Source organism: Actinomycetospora chlora (assembly GCF_039542135.1).
In the GTDB taxonomy this organism is placed as follows: domain Bacteria; phylum Actinomycetota; class Actinomycetes; order Mycobacteriales; family Pseudonocardiaceae; genus Actinomycetospora; species Actinomycetospora chlora.
In genome coordinates this window covers 64,706-81,910 of record NZ_BAABHO010000022.1, presented here as the reverse complement: position 1 = coordinate 81,910, position 17,205 = coordinate 64,706, and the positions used below count along the sequence as shown (strand labels likewise).

19 protein-coding genes are annotated in these 17,205 nt (G+C 73.7%); 12 read left to right on the top strand and 7 right to left on the bottom strand.

What is annotated here, in order from left to right:
* The first annotated feature begins 69 nt into the window (after positions 1-69).
* The 7 genes from ABD994_RS15380 (at position 70) to ABD994_RS15350 (ending at position 5,169) form a co-directional block, all read left to right on the top strand.
* The gene (locus ABD994_RS15380; RefSeq protein ID WP_345416265.1) at positions 70-843 is read left to right on the top strand and encodes an SDR family oxidoreductase; all 774 of its coding nucleotides are present in this window, start codon (positions 70-72) and stop codon (positions 841-843) included.
* A gap of 59 nt (positions 844-902) precedes the next feature.
* Positions 903-1,307: a hypothetical protein gene (locus ABD994_RS15375; RefSeq protein ID WP_345416262.1), complete on the top strand. Its 405-nt coding sequence runs from the start codon at positions 903-905 to the stop codon at positions 1,305-1,307.
* Positions 1,304-2,533, top strand: coding sequence for a lycopene cyclase family protein (locus ABD994_RS15370; protein WP_345416259.1), 1,230 nt, complete (start codon positions 1,304-1,306; stop codon positions 2,531-2,533). Before ABD994_RS15375 ends, ABD994_RS15370 begins: the two co-directional genes overlap by 4 nt.
* Positions 2,534-2,601: 68 nt before the next feature.
* Positions 2,602-3,048: a universal stress protein gene (locus ABD994_RS15365; RefSeq protein WP_345416255.1), complete on the top strand. Its 447-nt coding sequence runs from the start codon at positions 2,602-2,604 to the stop codon at positions 3,046-3,048.
* Complete coding sequence (locus tag ABD994_RS15360; RefSeq protein ID WP_345416252.1) at positions 3,045-4,052, top strand: adenylate/guanylate cyclase domain-containing protein; 1,008 nt, start codon at positions 3,045-3,047, stop codon at positions 4,050-4,052. Before ABD994_RS15365 ends, ABD994_RS15360 begins: the two co-directional genes overlap by 4 nt.
* A 305-nt stretch (positions 4,053-4,357) precedes the next feature.
* Positions 4,358-4,774 carry a winged helix-turn-helix domain-containing protein gene (locus ABD994_RS15355; protein WP_486303753.1) on the top strand — a complete coding sequence of 139 codons (417 nt, stop codon included), beginning with the start codon at positions 4,358-4,360 and terminating at the stop codon, positions 4,772-4,774.
* Positions 4,756-5,169, top strand: a complete 414-nt coding sequence (locus ABD994_RS15350) for a restriction endonuclease (RefSeq protein WP_345416246.1) — start codon at positions 4,756-4,758, stop codon at positions 5,167-5,169. The genes ABD994_RS15355 and ABD994_RS15350 overlap by 19 nt, the downstream gene beginning before the upstream one ends.
* Positions 5,170-5,229: 60 nt before the next feature.
* Here ABD994_RS15350 and ABD994_RS15345 read toward each other — a convergent pair whose 3' ends face one another.
* Genes ABD994_RS15345 through ABD994_RS15315 form a run of 7 tightly spaced genes read right to left on the bottom strand, consistent with a single transcriptional unit; the run spans position 5,230 to position 11,641 of the window.
* Complete coding sequence (locus tag ABD994_RS15345; RefSeq protein ID WP_345416242.1) at positions 5,230-5,628, bottom strand: metal-sulfur cluster assembly factor; 399 nt, start codon at positions 5,626-5,628, stop codon at positions 5,230-5,232.
* A complete protein-coding gene (gene sufU, locus ABD994_RS15340; protein ID WP_345416239.1) occupies positions 5,625-6,086 on the bottom strand; it encodes a Fe-S cluster assembly sulfur transfer protein SufU in 462 nt (153 codons plus the stop codon). Before sufU ends, ABD994_RS15345 begins: the two co-directional genes overlap by 4 nt.
* Positions 6,083-7,414 (bottom strand): cysteine desulfurase, encoded by a 1,332-nt coding sequence (locus ABD994_RS15335; RefSeq protein WP_345416236.1) that lies wholly within the window; start codon positions 7,412-7,414, stop codon positions 6,083-6,085. The genes sufU and ABD994_RS15335 overlap by 4 nt, the downstream gene beginning before the upstream one ends.
* A complete protein-coding gene (gene sufC / locus ABD994_RS15330; RefSeq protein WP_345416233.1) occupies positions 7,411-8,181 on the bottom strand; it encodes a Fe-S cluster assembly ATPase SufC in 771 nt (256 codons plus the stop codon). Before sufC ends, ABD994_RS15335 begins: the two co-directional genes overlap by 4 nt.
* A 57-nt stretch (positions 8,182-8,238) precedes the next feature.
* Positions 8,239-9,498 carry a Fe-S cluster assembly protein SufD gene (gene sufD, locus ABD994_RS15325; RefSeq protein ID WP_345416230.1) on the bottom strand — a complete coding sequence of 420 codons (1,260 nt, stop codon included), beginning with the start codon at positions 9,496-9,498 and terminating at the stop codon, positions 8,239-8,241.
* The gene (sufB, locus tag ABD994_RS15320; protein ID WP_345416227.1) at positions 9,495-10,946 is read right to left on the bottom strand and encodes a Fe-S cluster assembly protein SufB; all 1,452 of its coding nucleotides are present in this window, start codon (positions 10,944-10,946) and stop codon (positions 9,495-9,497) included. The genes sufD and sufB overlap by 4 nt, the downstream gene beginning before the upstream one ends.
* Positions 10,943-11,641, bottom strand: coding sequence for a helix-turn-helix transcriptional regulator (locus ABD994_RS15315; protein WP_345416224.1), 699 nt, complete (start codon positions 11,639-11,641; stop codon positions 10,943-10,945). Before ABD994_RS15315 ends, sufB begins: the two co-directional genes overlap by 4 nt.
* A 232-nt stretch (positions 11,642-11,873) precedes the next feature.
* Between ABD994_RS15315 and mptB the strand changes: the two genes are divergently transcribed.
* From mptB to ABD994_RS15290, 5 genes are all read left to right on the top strand, one after another.
* Positions 11,874-13,430 (top strand): polyprenol phosphomannose-dependent alpha 1,6 mannosyltransferase MptB, encoded by a 1,557-nt coding sequence (gene mptB, locus ABD994_RS15310; protein WP_345416221.1) that lies wholly within the window; start codon positions 11,874-11,876, stop codon positions 13,428-13,430.
* A 10-nt stretch (positions 13,431-13,440) separates the two neighbouring features.
* Positions 13,441-14,370: an ABC transporter ATP-binding protein gene (locus tag ABD994_RS15305; RefSeq protein WP_345416218.1), complete on the top strand. Its 930-nt coding sequence runs from the start codon at positions 13,441-13,443 to the stop codon at positions 14,368-14,370.
* The gene (locus ABD994_RS15300) at positions 14,367-15,140 is read left to right on the top strand and encodes an ABC transporter permease (protein ID WP_345416215.1); all 774 of its coding nucleotides are present in this window, start codon (positions 14,367-14,369) and stop codon (positions 15,138-15,140) included. Before ABD994_RS15305 ends, ABD994_RS15300 begins: the two co-directional genes overlap by 4 nt.
* 67 nt (positions 15,141-15,207) lie before the next feature.
* The gene (locus ABD994_RS15295) at positions 15,208-16,143 is read left to right on the top strand and encodes a COX15/CtaA family protein (RefSeq protein ID WP_425550067.1); all 936 of its coding nucleotides are present in this window, start codon (positions 15,208-15,210) and stop codon (positions 16,141-16,143) included.
* 1 nt (position 16,144) lies between these two features.
* Positions 16,145-17,110 carry a quinone oxidoreductase family protein gene (locus ABD994_RS15290; RefSeq protein ID WP_345416206.1) on the top strand — a complete coding sequence of 322 codons (966 nt, stop codon included), beginning with the start codon at positions 16,145-16,147 and terminating at the stop codon, positions 17,108-17,110.
* The last annotated feature ends 95 nt before the right edge of the window (positions 17,111-17,205 follow it).

Genomic DNA, 17,205 nt, shown 5'->3' with positions numbered 1-17,205 from the left:
ACGGGGCGCCACGCGGACCCTCCCAGTGTAGGCGGCGACGCGACCCCGATCCGGCCCTAGGGTGCCCGCATGACCGAGGCCACTCCCCTGCCCCAGGACCTCGCCGGTCGCTCCGCCCTGATCACGGGCGCGAGCCGCGGGATCGGGTACGGCGTCGCCCGCCACCTGCTCGACCGCGGCGCGACCGTCACCGTCACCGCCCGCAAGGCCGCCGAGCTCGACGAGGCGGCGGGCTCGCTCGGCGCCCCCGACCGCGTGCTGGCGGTGGCCGGCAACGCCGGCGACGCGGACGCCCGCCGGGCGGCCGTCGACGCCGCGGTCGAGCGTTTCGGCTCGCTCGACGTGCTGGTCAACAACACCGGCGTCAACCCGCAGTACGGCCCGCTGGTGCAGGCCGACCTCGGCGCGGTCAGCAAGATCTTCGAGGTGAACGTCGTGGCCGCGCTCGGGTTCGTCCAGGAGGCGCACCGGGCGTGGATGGGCGAGCACGGCGGCGCCGTCGTCAACGTGTCCTCGGTCGGCGGGCTGCGCTCCAGCGGCGTCATCGGCGCCTACGGGGCGTCCAAGGCGGCGCTGATCCGGCTCACCGAGGAGCTCGCGTGGGAGCTCGGCCCGTCGATCCGCGTCAACGCGGTCGCCCCGGCCGTGGTGAAGACGCGGATGGCCGAGGCGCTGTGGTCGGGCCAGGAGGACGAGGTGGCCGCCCGCTACCCGATGGGTCGGCTCGGGACCCCCGAGGACGTCGCCGCGCTGATCGGCTTCCTCGTCTCCGACGCCGCGTCGTGGATCACCGGCGAGACCGTGCGCGTCGACGGCGGCCTGCTCGCGACCGGGAGCACGTGAACGCAACCGCGACCTCAACCGGACACGGGCACAATGGTGCCGACCGGGAGGTGATCGGCATGGGGCTCTTCGACAGGTGGCGCCGCGGGGGCAGCGGCGGCGGCGGTGTCGGCGCGGGCGGGTTCCGCCAGGTGCTCGACCGCGAGGGCGGCCCGGCCGACCTCGAGCACCTCCGGGCGTTCGCCAAGAGCCGCGAGGGCGTGGCGTTCTACGTCGAGCCGGAGACCACGGCCACCGACACGACGGTCGTCGCCGTCGCGTTCGACGGCGAGTGGACGCGGCGGCGGGTCGGCACGCCGCGGGCCGCGGAGAAGCTGGCCCGCTCGTGCAAGGTGGCGATCCACGACGTGACGGTCACCGGCTACCCGCCCGAGATGCGCCGGTGGAACGCCCGCGCGAAGGCCGACCGGGCCGCGCTCGAGGAGATGTCCCGCGCGGAGTCGGAGCGGGACCCCGAGCGGTGACCGGAGCACCGGCCGCCGACGTCGTCATCGCCGGGGCCGGCCCGGCCGGGCGGTCGCTCGCCCGCGCCTGCGCGGCGCTCGACCTGCACGCCCTCGTCGTCGACCCGCGGCCCCACGAGCCGTGGCGCAACACCTACGGCGCCTGGGCCCACGAGCTGCCCGCCGACCTGCCCGCCGACGTCGTCGCCGCCCGCGGCCGTGGGGTCGCCATCGCGCGGCACGTCCACGAGCTCGACGACGAGTACACCGTGCTCGACACCGCCGCGCTGCAGACCCACCTCACCGACCCGGCCGTCGCGGTGCGGCGGGGACGGGTGGTCGCGGCCGTGCCGGCCGGGGCGGACCGCTACCCGGGCCTGCGCCTCGACGACGGCACGACGCCGACCGGACGCGTCGTCGTCGACGCCACCGGGGCCCGCCAGGTCCTGGCGTGCGGGCGCCCGGCCGGCGGGCGCGCGCTCGCCGAGCAGACCGCCTACGGCGTCGTCGTGCCGCGGGACGTGGCCGCCCGCGTCAGCGGCGACCGCCTGCTGTTCATGGACTGGCGCCCCGCGCACGGCCGCCCGGGCTGGCCGACGTTCCTCTACGCCGTGCCGCTCGACGCCGAGCGGGTCCTGCTGGAGGAGACGTCGCTCGCGCGGCGGCCCGGGCTGCCGATGGCCGAGCTGCGCGCCCGCCTGCACGCCCGCCTGCGGGGCGCCGGCCTCGCCGACGCGGAGATCCCCGACCGGCCGGCCGACGTCGAGAAGGTCCGCTTCCCGGTCGACTCGCCGCGCCACCGCTCCCCGGCCGGCGTCGTCGCGATCGGTGCGGCCGACCCGCTCGTGCACCCGGCCTCGGGTTTCAGCCTGTCGACGTCGCTGCGGCTGGCGCCGCGTCTGGCCGCGGTGATCGCCGAGGCCCTGCGCGGCGGCGGCGACCCGGCGTTCGTCGCCCGGGCCGCCCGCGGCGTCGTGCGCTCCCCCAGGGCGCGCACGGTGCACGCGCTGCGCCGGCGCGGCCTGGAGACCCTGCTCGCGCTCCCGCCCGCCGAGGTCCCGGCGTTCTTCGACCGCTTCTTCGCGCTGCCCCCGGCCCACCGTCGCGCCTACCTCGACGCGCGCGAGGACGTCACCGCATCGGTCGCGGCCATGACGTCGTTGTTCGGACGGCTGACGCCGCGCCTGCGCGCCCACCTGATCAGGGGAACCCTGCTCGGGGCCCGCAGCGTCCGAACGGAGCAGTAGCGGTACGCTCGTGAACCGGCATCGTGACGGGTCCGTGACCCGACACCGACGCAAAGGAGTCCTCCGCGATGGGTGCCTACCAGACCGTGGCCGTCGGGACCGACGGCTCGGAGTCGTCGTTCCGCGCCGTCGACCGCGCCGCCACGATCGCGGCCGACAGCAAGGCGCTGCTGCTCATCATCTGCGCCTACAAGCCCGCGAAGTCGACCGGCGAGGCCGAGCAGGCCCTCGGTGACGACGCCGCGTACCACGTCGTCGGCTCGACGCCGGCCGAGGAGACGCTGCGCGACGCCCGCGAGCGCGCCGCGGCCAAGGGCTCGGTCGAGATCGACACCGTCGCCGTCGAGGGCGACCCGATCGAGCGCGTCATCGAGACGGTCGCCGACCGCGGCGCCGACCTCGTCGTCGTCGGCAACCGGGGCCTCAACAGCCTGGCCGGCCGCCTGCTCGGGTCGGTGCCGCAGGGCATCTCCCGGCGCGCGGGCAGCGACGTCCTCATCGTCCACACGACGTGACGGACGGCCCGGAGCCCGACCGGGCCGACACCGACCGGTGGGCGCGGGCCCGCGAGCGGATCGACGACCTCCTGCTCGGCGGGCCCCGCACCATGACCCGCGGCGAGGTCCACGAGCGCACGGGCCTCTCCGCGGAGTACACCGCGCGGCTCTGGAGCGCGCTCGGCTTCCCGAGCACGCCCGACGGCGAGCGCGCCTTCGCCGAGACCGACGTCGACGCCCTCGAGCTGTCCGGGCGCCTCCTCGAGGAGGACACGTTCGACGAGGCCGAGGAGCTGGCCGTCGCCCGCGCGCTCGGGCAGGGCCTCGGCCGGCTCGCGGAGTGGCAGGCGACGCTCGTGCGCCGCACGATCGCCGACACCGGCCGGGACGACCCCGACGCCGTCGTCGCGGCCGTCGAGTCGCTCGTCCCGGCGCTCGAGCGGTTGCAGACCTACGTGTGGCGCCGGCACCTCGCCGTCACCGCCGGGCGGATGCTGTCGCTGCTGGCCGACGACGAGCCGGCGGAGAACCGCGTCGTGGTGGGCTTCGCCGACATCGTCGGCTTCACGAGCCTGAGCCGCAAGATCGACGAGGTCGAGCTGCGCGAGCTGCTCGAGCGGTTCGAGACCGTCTGCACGGAGGTCGTCGCCCGCCGGCGCGGGCGCATCGTCAAGACCCTCGGCGACGAGATCCTCTTCGTGGCCGAGCGCGTCGAGGACGCCGTCGACATCGCCTTCCGCCTGCACGACGAGGTGCCCGGCGACGACGAGCGTCTCTCCCTGCGCATCGGCCTCGCGCTCGGCGAGGTGCTCCCCCGCTACGGCGACGTCTACGGGCCCGTGGTCAACATCGCCAGCCGCCTGACCTCCGAGGCCCGCCCCGGCACCGTGCTCGTCGACGAGGACCTCACCGCGGCCCTGCGCGAGACCGATCTCGACCTCGACATCCGCGCGGTGCCGCAGCTCAACGTCCGCGGCTACCGCCACCTCCGCCCCCACGTGGTCCGCGAGCGCCGGGGTTAAGCAGCGAACGGGCGGTTCGCTGCTTCTACGCGCGCGAACTCCCCGTTGATCACCGCGGCCCGGCGGCGAGCGCAGGCCCGATCGCTGCGAACGGGCGGTTCGCTGCTTCTACGCGCGCGAACTCCCCGTTGATCACGGCGGCCCGGCGGCGAGCGCGCCCTGACAGTCGATGTCGATCTCCGTTGTGACCGTGAAGGCGCGGTGATCTTCCCCGGCCATGATCAGCAGGCTCACCCAGGGGCTGAAGAGATCGACTTCCGGTGTGCCGGCCTGGTGACCATGGAAGTGGACATCTCGGACGAACGATGGGCGGTGCAGGCGATGTACAGGAGACCATCTCCTCCGGAACGCTCCGATACCAAGATCGCGTGGGCTGGTCCGTGTCGTCGCTCGTCAGGGCCGAGGCAATCGAGCGCCCGAGACGTGCGATGTACACGATCAGCGGGGTCGGCCGACGACTTCTCGAGCAGTACCCCGCCGGTCTGACCGAGAACGAGCTCCGCGAGATCCCGGCGTACCGCGACGACGTACCGGTGACCAAAGGCCCGTCGACCGCCGCTCCCGGTCCGGCGACGACTCCGGGCGGCGACGTCCTCGATCCGCGCGAGCGCATCTGCGCCGGGATCGAGCAGATCCTTGCCGACGTCGCCGTGGAGCTGCGCTTCGACACATCGGGGAAGCCGAGCCCGCCTTCCTCGAACAGATGGTCGTCGACCTCCTGATCGCGATGGGCTACGGCGGCGCGGACCAGAAGCGGGTCCGGCGCGTCGGCGGGAGCGGGGACGGCGGTGTGGACGGCGTCATCGACCAGGACGCCCTCGGTCTCGGGCGCATCTACATCCAGGCCGAGCGCTACGGCCCCGACAACATCGTCGGTCGCCCGGCGATCCAGGGCTTCGTCGGCGCGCTGCACGGTCAGCAGGCCGACCAGGGCGTCTTCTTCACGACCAGCAGCTTCACCAAGGAAGCCATCGAGTACGCGCGGGCCGTCAACGCCGCCGTCGTCCTCATCGACGGGCGCCGTCTGTCCGAGCTCCTCATCCGGTACGGCGTCGGCGTGCAGGTCGAGAAGACCTCCACGGTGGTCAAGCTGGACGACGACTACTTCGAGAAGTGACGGCACCGACGACGACGCCCCCGCCGCGGTGCGGCGAGGGCGTCGGTCGTGCGGTGCGGATCAGACGGTGAAGCCGAGGGCGCGGAGCTGCTCGCGGCCGTCGTCGGTGATCTTGTCCGGGCCCCACGGCGGCATCCAGACCCAGTTGATGCGCACGTCGTGGGCCAGCCCCCCGCCCGGACCCTGGGTGAGGGCCGCGCGGGCCTGGTCCTCGATGACGTCGGTCAGCGGGCAGGCCGCCGAGGTCAGGGTCATGTCGAGCGTGACCACCGGGCCGGCGTCGTCGCCCTGGACGTCGATGCCGTAGAGCAGGCCGAGGTCGACGACATTGATCCCCAGCTCGGGGTCGACGACGTCGCGCATGGCCTCCTCGAGGTCGTCGAGCGAGGGCAGGCCCTCCGTCTTCTCCGGTGCCTCGGGCATCCCGGCCGCTCCTCGGGTGACGGTCTCTTCGGTCATGAGCTACCTCCAGCCTGCGCCTGGGCGACAGCGTCCTTGAACGCCAGCCACCCGAGCAAGGCGCACTTCACGCGCGCCGGGTAGGCGGCGACGCCGGCGAAGGCGACGGCGTCGTCGAGCACGTCCTCGTCCGGCTCGACCTTGCCGCGGCCCTGCACCATCGCCTGGTACGCCTCGAGCGTCTCGAAGGCCTCGCCGACCGTGTGCCCGACCAGCAGGTCGTGCGCCACGGACGTGGCGGCCTGGCTGATCGAGCAGCCCAGGGCGTCGTACGACAGGTCCTCGACCTTCGCGTCGCGCCCCTCCCCGCCGGTGAGGTGGACGCGCACGGTCACCTCGTCACCGCAGGTCGGGTTGACGTGGTGGACCTCGGCCTCGTAAGGATCACGCAGCCCGCGGCCGTGCGGGTTGCGGTAGTGGTCCAGGATGATCTCCTGGTACATCGAGTCGAGCTTCACGCTGAGGCACCCTCTCTGGCGACCCCGAAGAACTCCTGAGCCCGCCGCACCCCCGCTACCAGCGCGTCGACCTCCTCCATCGTGTTGTACACGTGGAAGCTCGCGCGGATCGAGGCCTGGACGCCGAACGCGCGGTGCAGCGGCCACGCGCAGTGGTGGCCGACGCGCACGGCGATGCCGGAGTCGTCGAGCACCTGCGAGGCGTCGTGCGGGTGGATGCCCTCGATCGTGAACGCCACGGCGCCACCGCGGGCCTCGGTGGTGCGCGGCCCGACGATCGAGACGCCGGGCAGGTCCTGCAGCTTGAGCAGCGCCGCGCCGGTCAGCTCGCCCTCGTGCGCCTTGACCCGGTCCATACCGATCGCCGAGAGGTAGTCGACGGCCGCACCGAGCCCGATGGCCTGTGACGTCATGGGCACGCCGGCCTCGAACCGCGCGGGCGGCGACGCGTAGGTCGAGCCCTCCATGCGGACCAGCTCGATCATCGAGCCGCCGAGCAGGAACGGCGGGAGCGCCTCGAGCAGCTCGGCGCGCCCGTAGAGCACGCCGATGCCCGACGGACCGAGCATCTTGTGCCCGGAGAACGCGGCGAAGTCGACGCCGAGGGCGTGCAGGTCGACCGGCGCGTGGGGCACGGACTGGCAGGCGTCGAGCACGGTGTAGGCACCGACCTCGCGGGCCCGCCGCACGAGCTCCTCGACCGGCGGCACGGTGCCGAGCACGTTCGACTGGTGCGTGAACGCGACGACCTTCGTCCGCTCGTTGATCACCGAGCGGGCCTCGTCGGAGTCGAGGTCGAGGCGCCCGTCGGGCGTGACGGAGAACCAGCGCAGCGTCGCCCCGGTGCGGCGGCAGAGCTCCTGCCACGGCACGAGGTTGGCGTGGTGCTCCATCTCCGTGGTGGCGATCTCGTCGCCCGGACGCAGGCGGAAGCGCTCGGCGGCCGGGTCGACGCCCTCGCCCACCGAGGCGTTGCCCATCGCGTAGGCGACGAGGTTGATCCCCTCGGTGGCGTTCTTGGTGAAGACCACCTCGTGGACGTCCGCACCGACGAACGCCGCGATCCGCTCGCGCGCGGACTCGTAGGCGTCGGTGGCCTCCTCCGCCAGCGCGTGGGCGCCGCGGTGGACGGCCGCGTTGGACGTCTCGAGGAAGTGCCGCTCGGCGTCGAGCACCTGGCGCGGGCGCTGCGAGGTCGCCCCGGAGTCGAGGTAGACCAGCGGCTTCCCGTCGCGGACGGTGCGGCTCAGGATGGGGAAGTCCGCGCGGATCTTCGCGACATCCAGGGTCGCACCCCCAGCAGACGTGGCGGGTGCGAGTGCGGTCATGCCGGCTGCTCCTCCTTCGACCCCGTGAAGCGCTCGTAACCGTTCTCCTCGAGCTCCTCGGCGAGCTCGGGGCCGCCGGACTCGGCGACCCGGCCGTTCACGAACACGTGCACCTTGTCCGGCGCGATGTAGCGCAGGATGCGGGTGTAGTGGGTGATCAGCAGGATGCCGACGTCGGACGCGGCCTTGTAGTCGTTGACGCCCTTGCTCACGACGCGCAGGGCGTCGACGTCGAGGCCGGAGTCGGTCTCGTCGAGGACGGCGATCTTCGGCTTGAGCAGCGCCATCTGCAGGACCTCGTGGCGCTTCTTCTCGCCGCCGGAGAAGCCCTCGTTGACGCTGCGCTCGGCGAACGCCGGGTCGATCTCGAGGTCGGACATCGCGCCCTTGACCTCCTTGACCCAGTGCCGCACCTTCGGCGCCTCGCCGCGGGTGGCGGTGGCGGCCGAGCGCAGGAAGTTCGACATCGAGACGCCGGGCACCTCGACGGGGTACTGCATGGCCAGGAACAGGCCGGCGCGGGCGCGCTCGTCGACGGCCATCTCGAGCACGTCCTCACCGTCGAGGAGGACCTGCCCGGAGGTGACCTGGTACTTCGGGTGACCGGCGATCGAGTACGCCAGCGTCGACTTGCCGGAGCCGTTCGGACCCATGATCGCGTGGGTCTCGTTGGAGTTCACGGTCAGGTCGACGCCGCGCAGGATCTCCTTGGGACCGGACTCGGTCTCGACCTCGACGTGCAGGTCGCGGATCTCGAGGGTGGACATCAAGCCTCTTTCGGTACGTCTGCGTGGTGGCGGGGAACGATCAGGAGTTAGCCAAGATCACGAATTGATGGCCTCGAGCTCGGCCTCGATGGCCGCCTCGAGCCGGTCGCGCAGCGCGGGCACGCGGATCTTCGCGATGACCTCGCCGAAGAAGCCGCGGACCACGAGCCGGCGCGCCTGGGCCTCCGGGATCCCGCGCGCCATCAGGTAGAACAACTGCTCGTCGTCGAATCGTCCCGTCGCGCTGGCGTGGCCGGCGCCGACGATCTCGCCCGTCTCGATCTCGAGGTTCGGCACCGAGTCGGCGCGGGCGTTGTCGGTGAGCAGCAGGTTGCGGTTGAGCTCGTAGGTGTCGGTGCCCTCGGCCGCCTTGCGGATGAGCACGTCGCCGACCCACACCGTGTGGGCGGCCGCGCCGCCCTCGGCGCCCTGCAGGGCGCCCTTGTACATGACCCGCGAGCGGCAGTTGGCCACCGAGTGGTCGGCGAGCAGGCGCTGCTCGAAGTGCTGCCCGCCGTCGGCGAAGTACAACCCGTCGAGCTCGGCGTCGCCGCCGGGGGCCCGGTAGTTGATGACCGGCGAGAGGCGCACGAGGTCGCCGCCGAGGGTCACCGACGTGTGCCGCAGGGTGGCGTCACGGCCGATCGAGAGGTGCTGGGCACCCACGTACACGGCGTCGTCCGCCCAGTCGTGCACCTCGACGACCAGCAGCTTCGCGCCGTCGGCGACCACGATCTCGGTGTTGGCGGCGACGGTGCCCGAACCGCGGTGGTCGAGCACGACCACCGCCTCGGCGTGGCGCTCCATGCGCAACTGCAGGTGCGCGTACGCCGTCTGCCCCTCGCCGGGACCGGTGACCGTGACGGTCAGCGGCGCGTCGTCCGAACGCGCCTCGTTCACCGTGACCACGTGGGCCTCGGTGAACGACGACCACGCCTGCGCCGCGACACGGTCGGCGGGGATGCCGCCGTCACCGAGCCGCGGGTCGTCGCGCCCGACCGTCTCGACGCGCACGCCCGAGCCGGTGAGCACGTCGGCCGAGTCGCCGAAGCCGGTGTGCACGGCCACCTCGACGCGGCCGGTCGCCGACGCCGAGCCGTCGTGCAGCCCCCGCAGGCGCCGCAGCGGAGTGAAGCGCCACTGCTCCTCGCGCCCGCGCGGGACCTCGAACGACTCGACGTCGTAGGACGTGTGCCGCTCCTCCCAGGGAGCGATCTTCGGGGAGGAGGCCGTCTTGATGCCCGGGTCCACGTCGAGGACCGGGGCGTCGGGGGCGGCCGTGAGGCCGCCACCCGACTGAGCCAGGGGCTCGCTCATCCGACAGCGCCCTCCATCTGCAGCTCGATGAGACGGTTGAGCTCGAGCGCGTACTCCATGGGCAGCTCGCGCGCGATGGGCTCGACGAACCCGCGCACGATCATCGCCATGGCCTCGTCCTCGGTGAGGCCGCGGGACATCAGGTAGAAGAGCTGGTCCTCGCTGACCTTCGAGACCGTCGCCTCGTGGCCCATCGTCACGTCGTCCTCGCGGACGTCGACGTACGGGTAGGTGTCCGAGCGGCTGATCGTGTCGACCAGCAACGCGTCGCACTTCACCGTCGACCGCGAGTGGTGCGCGCCCTTGTTGACGCGCACGAGGCCGCGGTACGAGGTGCGGCCACCCCCGCGGGCCACCGACTTCGAGATGATCGTCGACGACGTGTGCGGCGCGAGGTGCACCATCTTGGCGCCGGCGTCCTGGTGCTGGCCCTCGCCGGAGAACGCCACCGAGAGCACCTCGCCCTTGGCGTGCGGCCCGGTGAGCCAGACGGCCGGGTACTTCATGGTCACCTTGGAGCCGATGTTGCCGTCGACCCACTCCATGGTCGCGCCCTCTTCGGCCTTGGCGCGCTTGGTGACCAGGTTGTAGACGTTGTTCGACCAGTTCTGGATGGTCGTGTAGCGGCAGCGGCCGCCCTTCTTCACGACGATCTCGACGACCGCGGAGTGCAGCGAGTCGCTCGAGTAGATCGGCGCCGTGCAGCCCTCGACGTAGTGGACGTACGCGTCCTCGTCGACGATGATCAGCGTCCGCTCGAACTGGCCCATGTTCTCGGTGTTGATCCGGAAGTAGGCCTGCAGCGGGATGTCGACGTGGACACCCTTGGGCACGTAGATGAACGAGCCGCCGGACCACACCGCGGAGTTCAGCGCGGAGAACTTGTTGTCGCCGGCCGGGATGACCGAGCCGAAGTACTCCTCGAACAGCTCCGGGTGCTCGCGCAGCCCGGTGTCGGTGTCCATGAAGATGACGCCCTGGGCCTCCAGGTCCTCGCGGATCTGGTGGTAGACGACCTCGGACTCGTACTGCGCCGCGACACCGGCCACGAGGCGGGCCTTCTCGGCCTCGGGGATGCCGAGCTTGTCGTACGTCGACTTGATGTCCTCGGGCAGGTCCTCCCAGGAGGCCGCCTGCTTCTCCGTGGACCGCACGAAGTACTTGATGTTGTCGAAGTGGATGCCCGAGAGGTCGGAGCCCCACTGCGGCATCGGCTTCTTCTCGAACGTGTTGAGCGCCTTCAGCCGCAGCTGCAGCATCCAGTCCGGCTCGCTCTTCTTCTGCGAGATGTCGCGCACGACGGCCTCGTTGAGGCCGCGCTGCGCGCTCGCCCCGGCGACGTCGCTGTCGTGCCACCCGAACTGGTACTGCCCGAGCGCCGCGAGGGTCTCCTCCTGGGTGAGCTCGGCCGGGGCGGTGGGGGTGGTCCGCTCCGCGGAGGTGGTCATACGACCTGCCTTCCCTTGACGTCGGTGGTGGTGGCGTCCTGTTGACGAGGCACGTGGGTGGTGCACGCGGCGTCGCCGCGCGCGATGGTCGACAGTCGCTGGACGTGCGTGCCCAGGAGCTCGGCGAAGACCTCGGTCTCCGCCTCGCACAGCTGCGGGAACTCGGCGGCCACTCCGGCCACCGGGCAGTGGTGCTGGCACAGCGCCTCGCCCGCCGTGGTGGCGCGGGTCGAGGCGGCGTAGCCCTCGCGCGACAGGGCGCCCGCGAGGGACCCCACGCGCTCGGCACGGTCGTCGTGCTCGCCGATCTCGTCGCGGTGCTGCGCGAGCAGACCGAGCACCCGGCGGCGCGCGAACGCGCGGACCGCGTCCTCCCCCGCCGCGTCGGACAGCTCGCGCAGGGCGGCGACGGCCAGCTCGGCGACGTCGCCCTCGCCGCGGCCGGCACGGCGGCGGCCCTGCTCGGTGAGCAGGTGCTGCCGGGCCGGGCGGCCACGTCCGCGACCGGACGCGCGCGGCGCGTCGCGCGTGGCGACGGTGCCGTCGCCGATCAGCGCGTCGAGGTGGCGCCGCACGGCGGCGCCGGAGAGACCGAACTCCCCCGCGAGGTCCATCGCCGTGGTGGGTCCGTGCTCGAGCAGGCGGCGGACGATGAGGTCCCGGGTGCGGCCGTCGTGGCCGTCGGCTCCCGCCATGGTCCCCACCTCCTCACGCTCGTGACCGAGCAATGCCCGCTATTCGGCAACACCAGTCTTGCTTATTTGGTCCCACCCGGCAAAGCGGGCCCCGGGATCGGCGTGGTGATCGACCTCACCCAGGGTGACCTCACCTCGCCGAGGGTCCGGCTCCGCTCCGCTGCGCGTCCCGGACCGATCGCAGCGGGCGCGGCGGCAGGGCCGTCGGAGCCCCTCGGTATCGTCCCGATCCGTGACCGGGACGGCGCAGGCCCCGCGGACCGCCACCGGGTCCGTCGGCGAGGCGGCCCCGGTCGAGGTCACGCCCCCGGGCGCCACGCCCCCGCCCCCCACACCCGACGAGCGCCGGCGATTGCGGACGGTGCGGCGCTTCGGCACGACGGGCGCGCTGCTCATGGCCCTCGGCGCCCTCGGCTGCGGCGCCACCCCGGCCCCGGCCTACAACCCCCTGCTCGGCACGCGCGTGCTCGGCCTCTGGGGCCGGATGCCGACGGTGTCGCTCACGCTCGCCTACATCGGCATGGGGATGCTCGTGCTGGCGTGGCTCTGGCTCGGGCGCCTCGCCTGGCCGGGCCGGGTGCGCCTGTCGGTGCGCCAGCTGACGCGCATCCTCGTCATGTGGATGGCGCCGCTGGCCGTCGCGCCGCCGCTGTTCTCCACCGACGTCTACGGCTACCTCTCGCAGTCCGAGGTGGTCTCGCGCGGGTTCGACCCCTACATCTACGGCGCCGCGCAGGCGCTCGGGCTCTCCGACCCGCTCGTCGCGAGCATCCCGACGATCTGGCGCACCACGCCGTCGCCGTACGGGCCGGGCTTCCTGTCGTTCGGGCGCCTCATCACCGGCATCGCGGGCGACGACATCGTGCTAGGTGTGTACCTGCACCGCGCGCTGGCGCTCGCCGCGCTCGGCCTCGTCATCTGGGCCGTGCCGCACCTGGCGCGCCGGGCCGGCGTCGAGCCGATCGCCGCGCTGTGGCTCGCGATCAGCCCGCTCGTGCTGTTCCACCTGGTCAGCGGCATCCACAACGACGCGATCATGCTGGGCGTCGTCCTCGCCGGCATGGAGATCGGCATGCGCCGCTCCTGGGTGCTCGGCGCGCTGCTGATCGGGCTCGGCGCCTCGGGGAAGATCCCCGCGGTGGTGGCGCTGGGGTTCCTCGCCGCGCACGTCGCGCACGAGCGCGGCGGCGGCTACGCCCGCCTCGTGCGCTACGGCGCGGGGTGCGCCGCGCTGGGGCTGGGAACGGTGGCGGCGGTGTCGCTGGGCAGCGGGCTGGGCTTCGGCTGGATCCAGGCGCTCGCGGTGCCCAACCTGCTGCGCAGCTGGCTGTCGGTCACCACCGACCTCGGCGTGCTGGGCGGCTGGCTCGGCGGGGTGCTGGGGCTGGGCGACCACACCGACTCCGTGCTCGACCTCACCCGCGCCGCCGGCCTGGGTGTCGCGGGCATCGTCTGCGTCTTCCTGGTGATCATGGTCATGCGCGGCCGGCTCACGGCGGTCGCGGGGATGGGCTACGGGTTCGGGGCCGTGTTCCTCGCCGGCCCGGTGCTGCACCCGTGGTACCTGCTCTGGGCCGTCGTGCCGCTGGCCGCCTCGGTGCGCAACCCGCGCATCCGCGGCTTCGCCGTCGCGGTGTGCGCGATCGTCGCCCTGCTCGTCCCGCCGACGGGCGCCGACTTCTCGTTCCGCACCTACCAGCTCCCGATGGCGATCACGGCCGCCGCCCTGCTCGCCCTCGTCCCGCTGTGGGCCGTGCGCGGGCGGGTGCCGCGCACGCCGGCGACCTAGGCTGTCGGACGTGTCGGGTCAGGCGGGCGCGCTGGAGGTGCGCGACCTCGTCGTGCGCTACCAGGGACGCCCCGCCGTCGACGGGCTCGGCCTGTCGCTCGACGCCGGCCGGGTGCTCGCCCTGCTCGGCCCCAACGGCGCCGGCAAGACCACCACCGTCGAGGTGTGCGAGGGGCTGCGCGCCCGCGACGAGGGCGAGGTGCGCGTGCTCGGCATCGACCCGGCCGGCGCGCCGGACTCCCTGCGGGCCCGGATCGGCGTGATGCCCCAGGGCGGCGGCGCCTACCCGGGCGTGCGCGTGCGCGAGATGGTCGGCCTCGTCGCCGCCTGCGCCGCCGACCCCCTCGACCCGGACTGGCTGGTCGACGTCCTCGGCCTCGCCGGCTGCGCCCGCAAGCCCTACAAGCGGCTCTCGGTCGGCCAGCAGCAGCGCCTGGCGCTCGCGTGCGCGGTCGTCGGGCGCCCGGAGCTGGTGTTCCTCGACGAGCCCACCGCGAGCCTCGACCCGCAGGGCCGCCGCCTCGTCTGGGATCTCGTGCGGGCCCTGCGCGCCGACGGCGTGGCGGTGCTGCTGACCACGCACCTCATGCAGGAGGCCGAGGAGCTCGCCGACCACATCGTCATCGTCGACCACGGCCGGGTCGTCGCCGAGGGCAGCCCGGACGAGCTCACCGCCGACGGCGCCGACCGCGAGCTGCGCTTCCGCGCCGCGGCCGGTATGGACCTGCGGCTGCTCGGGGCGGCCCTGCCCGAGGGCTGCACGGTGTCGGAGCCGACGCCCGGCAGCTACCTCGTGGAGGGCTCGATCGACCCGCAGGTGCTCTCCACGGTGACGTCGTGGTGCGCGCGCCAGGGCGTGCTCGCCGACGACCTGCGCATCGCCCGCCGCAGCCTCGAGGACGTGTTCCTCGAGCTCACGGGCCGGGAACTCAGATCATGACCCCCTTCGAAGCAGGGACGTTCACCCCCGCGCCGGGCCGCGGGCCGCTGGGCCGGATGCTCGCCACGCAGGTGGGGCTGGAGACCCGGCTCGCGCTGCGCCAGGGCGAGCAGGTGCTCCTCACCCTGATCATCCCGCTGGCCCTGCTCGTCGGGCTCTCGCTGCTGCGGGTCGTACCGCTGCCCGAGCCGCGGGTCGACGCGGCGCTGGGCACGGTGCTCGCGCTCGCGGTGATGTCCACGGCGTTCACCAGCCAGGCGATCTCACTGGGCTTCGACCGCCGCTACGGGGTGCTGCGACGGCTGGCGGCCACGGCCGTGCCGCGCTGGCTCGTCGTGCTCGGACGGCTGGGCGGGATGGCCGCCGTGGTGGTGGTGCAGCTCGTGGTGCTCGGCCTCGTCGCGGTCGCGCTGGGCTGGCGTCCCGACCCGGGCTCGCTCGGCGCGGTGCTGCTGCTCGTGGCGCTCGGCACCGCGGCCTTCGGCGCCGTCGGCGTCCTGCTCGGCGGCACGCTGCGCGCCGAGCTCGTGCTCGCCGTGGCCAACATCGTGTGGTTCGTGCTGCTCTTCGCCGGCGGGGTACTGGTCCCCGCGTCGGCGCTGCCCGGCCCGCTGGCCGCCGTCGTCGTGCTGCTGCCCTCGGGCGCGCTCGCCGAGGGGCTGCGGGCGACCCTGCTGGGCGGCGGGCCGAGCGTCGGCCAGATCGTCGTGCTGCTGGCCTGGGCCGTGGTCGGCGGGGCGATCGCGACGCGGACCGTGCGCTGGAGCTGAGCCCGTCCACTACACGCCGTAGGATTTGCCTGTGCTCGAGCGTCTCCCCGCCACCCCGCCCCGGCTGATGCGCGGGCTCGCCATGGCCGCGGTCGTGGGCCAGGCGGGCATCGCCGTGACGGGCGCCGTGGTCCGCGTGACCGGCTCCGGGCTCGGGTGCCCCACGTGGCCGCAGTGCTTCCCGGGCAGTCTCGTGCCGGTGCCGCACCCGGAGGTCGCAGTACTGCACCAGTGGGTGGAGTTCGGCAACCGCCTGCTCGGCATCCTGCTCGTAGTGATCACCGGCGCGTGCCTGCTGGCGGCGCTGAACGTCCGCCCGCACCGCCGGCGGCTGGTGTGGCTCGCCGCGACCATGCCGCTCGGGGTCGTCGCCCAGGCCGTCATCGGCGGGATCACCGTGCTCGCTGGCCTGGCCTGGTACACGGTCGCCCCGCACTTCCTCGTCACGATCCCGCTGATCTGGCTGGCCGTCCTGCTCGTGCGGGAGTCCTCCCCCGCCGCGATGGCCGTCCCACCGGGCACCCCGTGGCGCCCGGCCGTCCCGGCCGCGCTGCGGGGCCTGCTCGTCGTCACGTCGGTGGTGCTCGTCGCGCTCGTCGTCGCCGGCACCCTCGTCACCGCGGCCGGCCCGCACGGCGGCGACGCCGCCACGCCGCGCCTCGAGGCCGTCCCCCTCCCCTCGCTCGCGACCGCGCACGCGCACCTGCTGTTCGCGTTCCTCGGCCTGCTCGTCGGCGTCGGGTTCATGACCCACGCCGTCGCCGTGCCGCGGGCCGTGGTCCTGCGCCTGCGCGTGCTGGTGGTCGTGACCCTGGCCCAGGGCGCCCTCGGCGGCGTCCAGTACGCGCTCGGCGTGCCCGAGGTGCTCGTGGCGCTGCACGTCCTCGGCGCCGCGGTCACCGTCGCCACGGCGGCGTGGCTCTGGTCGGCCACCGCCGAGCCCGACGAGCTGGTCGTCGACCCGCCCGAGACGCCCGCGCCGGCGCTGGCCGGGAGGTCCTGACGTGCACGCCGTCCGGCTCACCGCGCACGGCGGACCCGAGGTCCTCGAGCCCGTCGACCTCCCCGACCCGGAGCCGGGTGCGGGCGAGGCGCTCGTCGAGACCGCGGCCGTCGGCGTCAACTTCATCGACACCTACTTCCGCGAGGGCATCTACCCCGCCTACCTGCCCCTTGTGCCCGGCGTCGAGGGCGGCGGCACCGTGCGGGCGGTGGGGCCGGGCGTCACCGCCGTCGCCCCCGGCGACCGCGTCACCTGGACCAACACGCTCGGCAGCTACGCGACGCTGGTCGCGGTGCCCGCCGCCGAGCTCGTCCGGGTGCCGGACGCGGTCGACCTCGAGACGGCGACCGCGGTCGCGCTCCAGGGCATGACCGCGCACTACCTCGTGCACGACACCCACCCCGTCGCCGCCGGCGAGGCCGTCCTCGTCCACGCCGCCGCGGGCGGGATGGGACTGCTGCTGTGCCAGATGGCGCACCGCCTCGGTGCCCGGGTCATCGCCACGACGTCGTCGGAGGAGAAGGACGCCCTCGCCCGCGAGGCCGGCGCCCACGAGGTGCTGCGGTACTCCGACGACCTCGCCGACCGGGTCCGGGCCCTGACCGGCGGCGAGGGCGTCGCGGCCGTCTACGACGGCGTCGGCGCCGCGACCTTCGACGCGTCCCTGGCCAGCCTGCGGGTGCGGGGCGTCCTGGCCCTCTACGGCGCCGCGAGCGGGCCCGTGCCGCCGCTCGACCCGCAGCGGCTCAACAGCGCCGGCGGCGTGTATCTGACCCGCCCCTCGCTGCACTGGTACACGCGCACGCCCGACGAGCTCGCCGCCCGCGCCGACGCCGTCTTCTCGGCCGTCGCCGCCGGCGAGCTGACCGTGCGCATCGGCGGCCGCTACCCCCTCGACGCGGCCCCGGACGCCCACCGCGACCTCCAGGCCCGCCGCACCACGGGCAAGCTCCTGCTCGTGCCCTGAGCCGCCCGCCACGCTCCCGAGATCAGCAGGCCGAAAGGCACCCCCGAGGGCCCCTCGGCGGTGCTTTTCGGACTGCTGATCACCACGAAGGGGAC

Coding starts and splice junctions, on each gene's coding strand:
- ABD994_RS15355 (WP_486303753.1), top strand. CDS start 4,358: ATGGGCGGTGCAGGCGATGTACAGGAGACCATCTCCTCCGGAACGCTC.
- ABD994_RS15315 (WP_345416224.1), bottom strand. CDS start 11,641: ATGGCGGGAGCCGACGGCCACGACGGCCGCACCCGGGACCTCATCGTC.
- ABD994_RS15350 (WP_345416246.1), top strand. CDS start 4,756: ATGGTCGTCGACCTCCTGATCGCGATGGGCTACGGCGGCGCGGACCAG.
- ABD994_RS15335 (WP_345416236.1), bottom strand. CDS start 7,414: ATGACCGCACTCGCACCCGCCACGTCTGCTGGGGGTGCGACCCTGGAT.
- sufC (WP_345416233.1), bottom strand. CDS start 8,181: ATGTCCACCCTCGAGATCCGCGACCTGCACGTCGAGGTCGAGACCGAG.
- ABD994_RS15380 (WP_345416265.1), top strand. CDS start 70: ATGACCGAGGCCACTCCCCTGCCCCAGGACCTCGCCGGTCGCTCCGCC.
- sufB (WP_345416227.1), bottom strand. CDS start 10,946: ATGACCACCTCCGCGGAGCGGACCACCCCCACCGCCCCGGCCGAGCTC.
- sufD (WP_345416230.1), bottom strand. CDS start 9,498: ATGAGCGAGCCCCTGGCTCAGTCGGGTGGCGGCCTCACGGCCGCCCCC.
- ABD994_RS15345 (WP_345416242.1), bottom strand. CDS start 5,628: ATGACCGAAGAGACCGTCACCCGAGGAGCGGCCGGGATGCCCGAGGCA.
- ABD994_RS15365 (WP_345416255.1), top strand. CDS start 2,602: ATGGGTGCCTACCAGACCGTGGCCGTCGGGACCGACGGCTCGGAGTCG.
- ABD994_RS15295 (WP_425550067.1), top strand. CDS start 15,208: ATGCGCGGGCTCGCCATGGCCGCGGTCGTGGGCCAGGCGGGCATCGCC.
- ABD994_RS15375 (WP_345416262.1), top strand. CDS start 903: ATGGGGCTCTTCGACAGGTGGCGCCGCGGGGGCAGCGGCGGCGGCGGT.
- ABD994_RS15300 (WP_345416215.1), top strand. CDS start 14,367: ATGACCCCCTTCGAAGCAGGGACGTTCACCCCCGCGCCGGGCCGCGGG.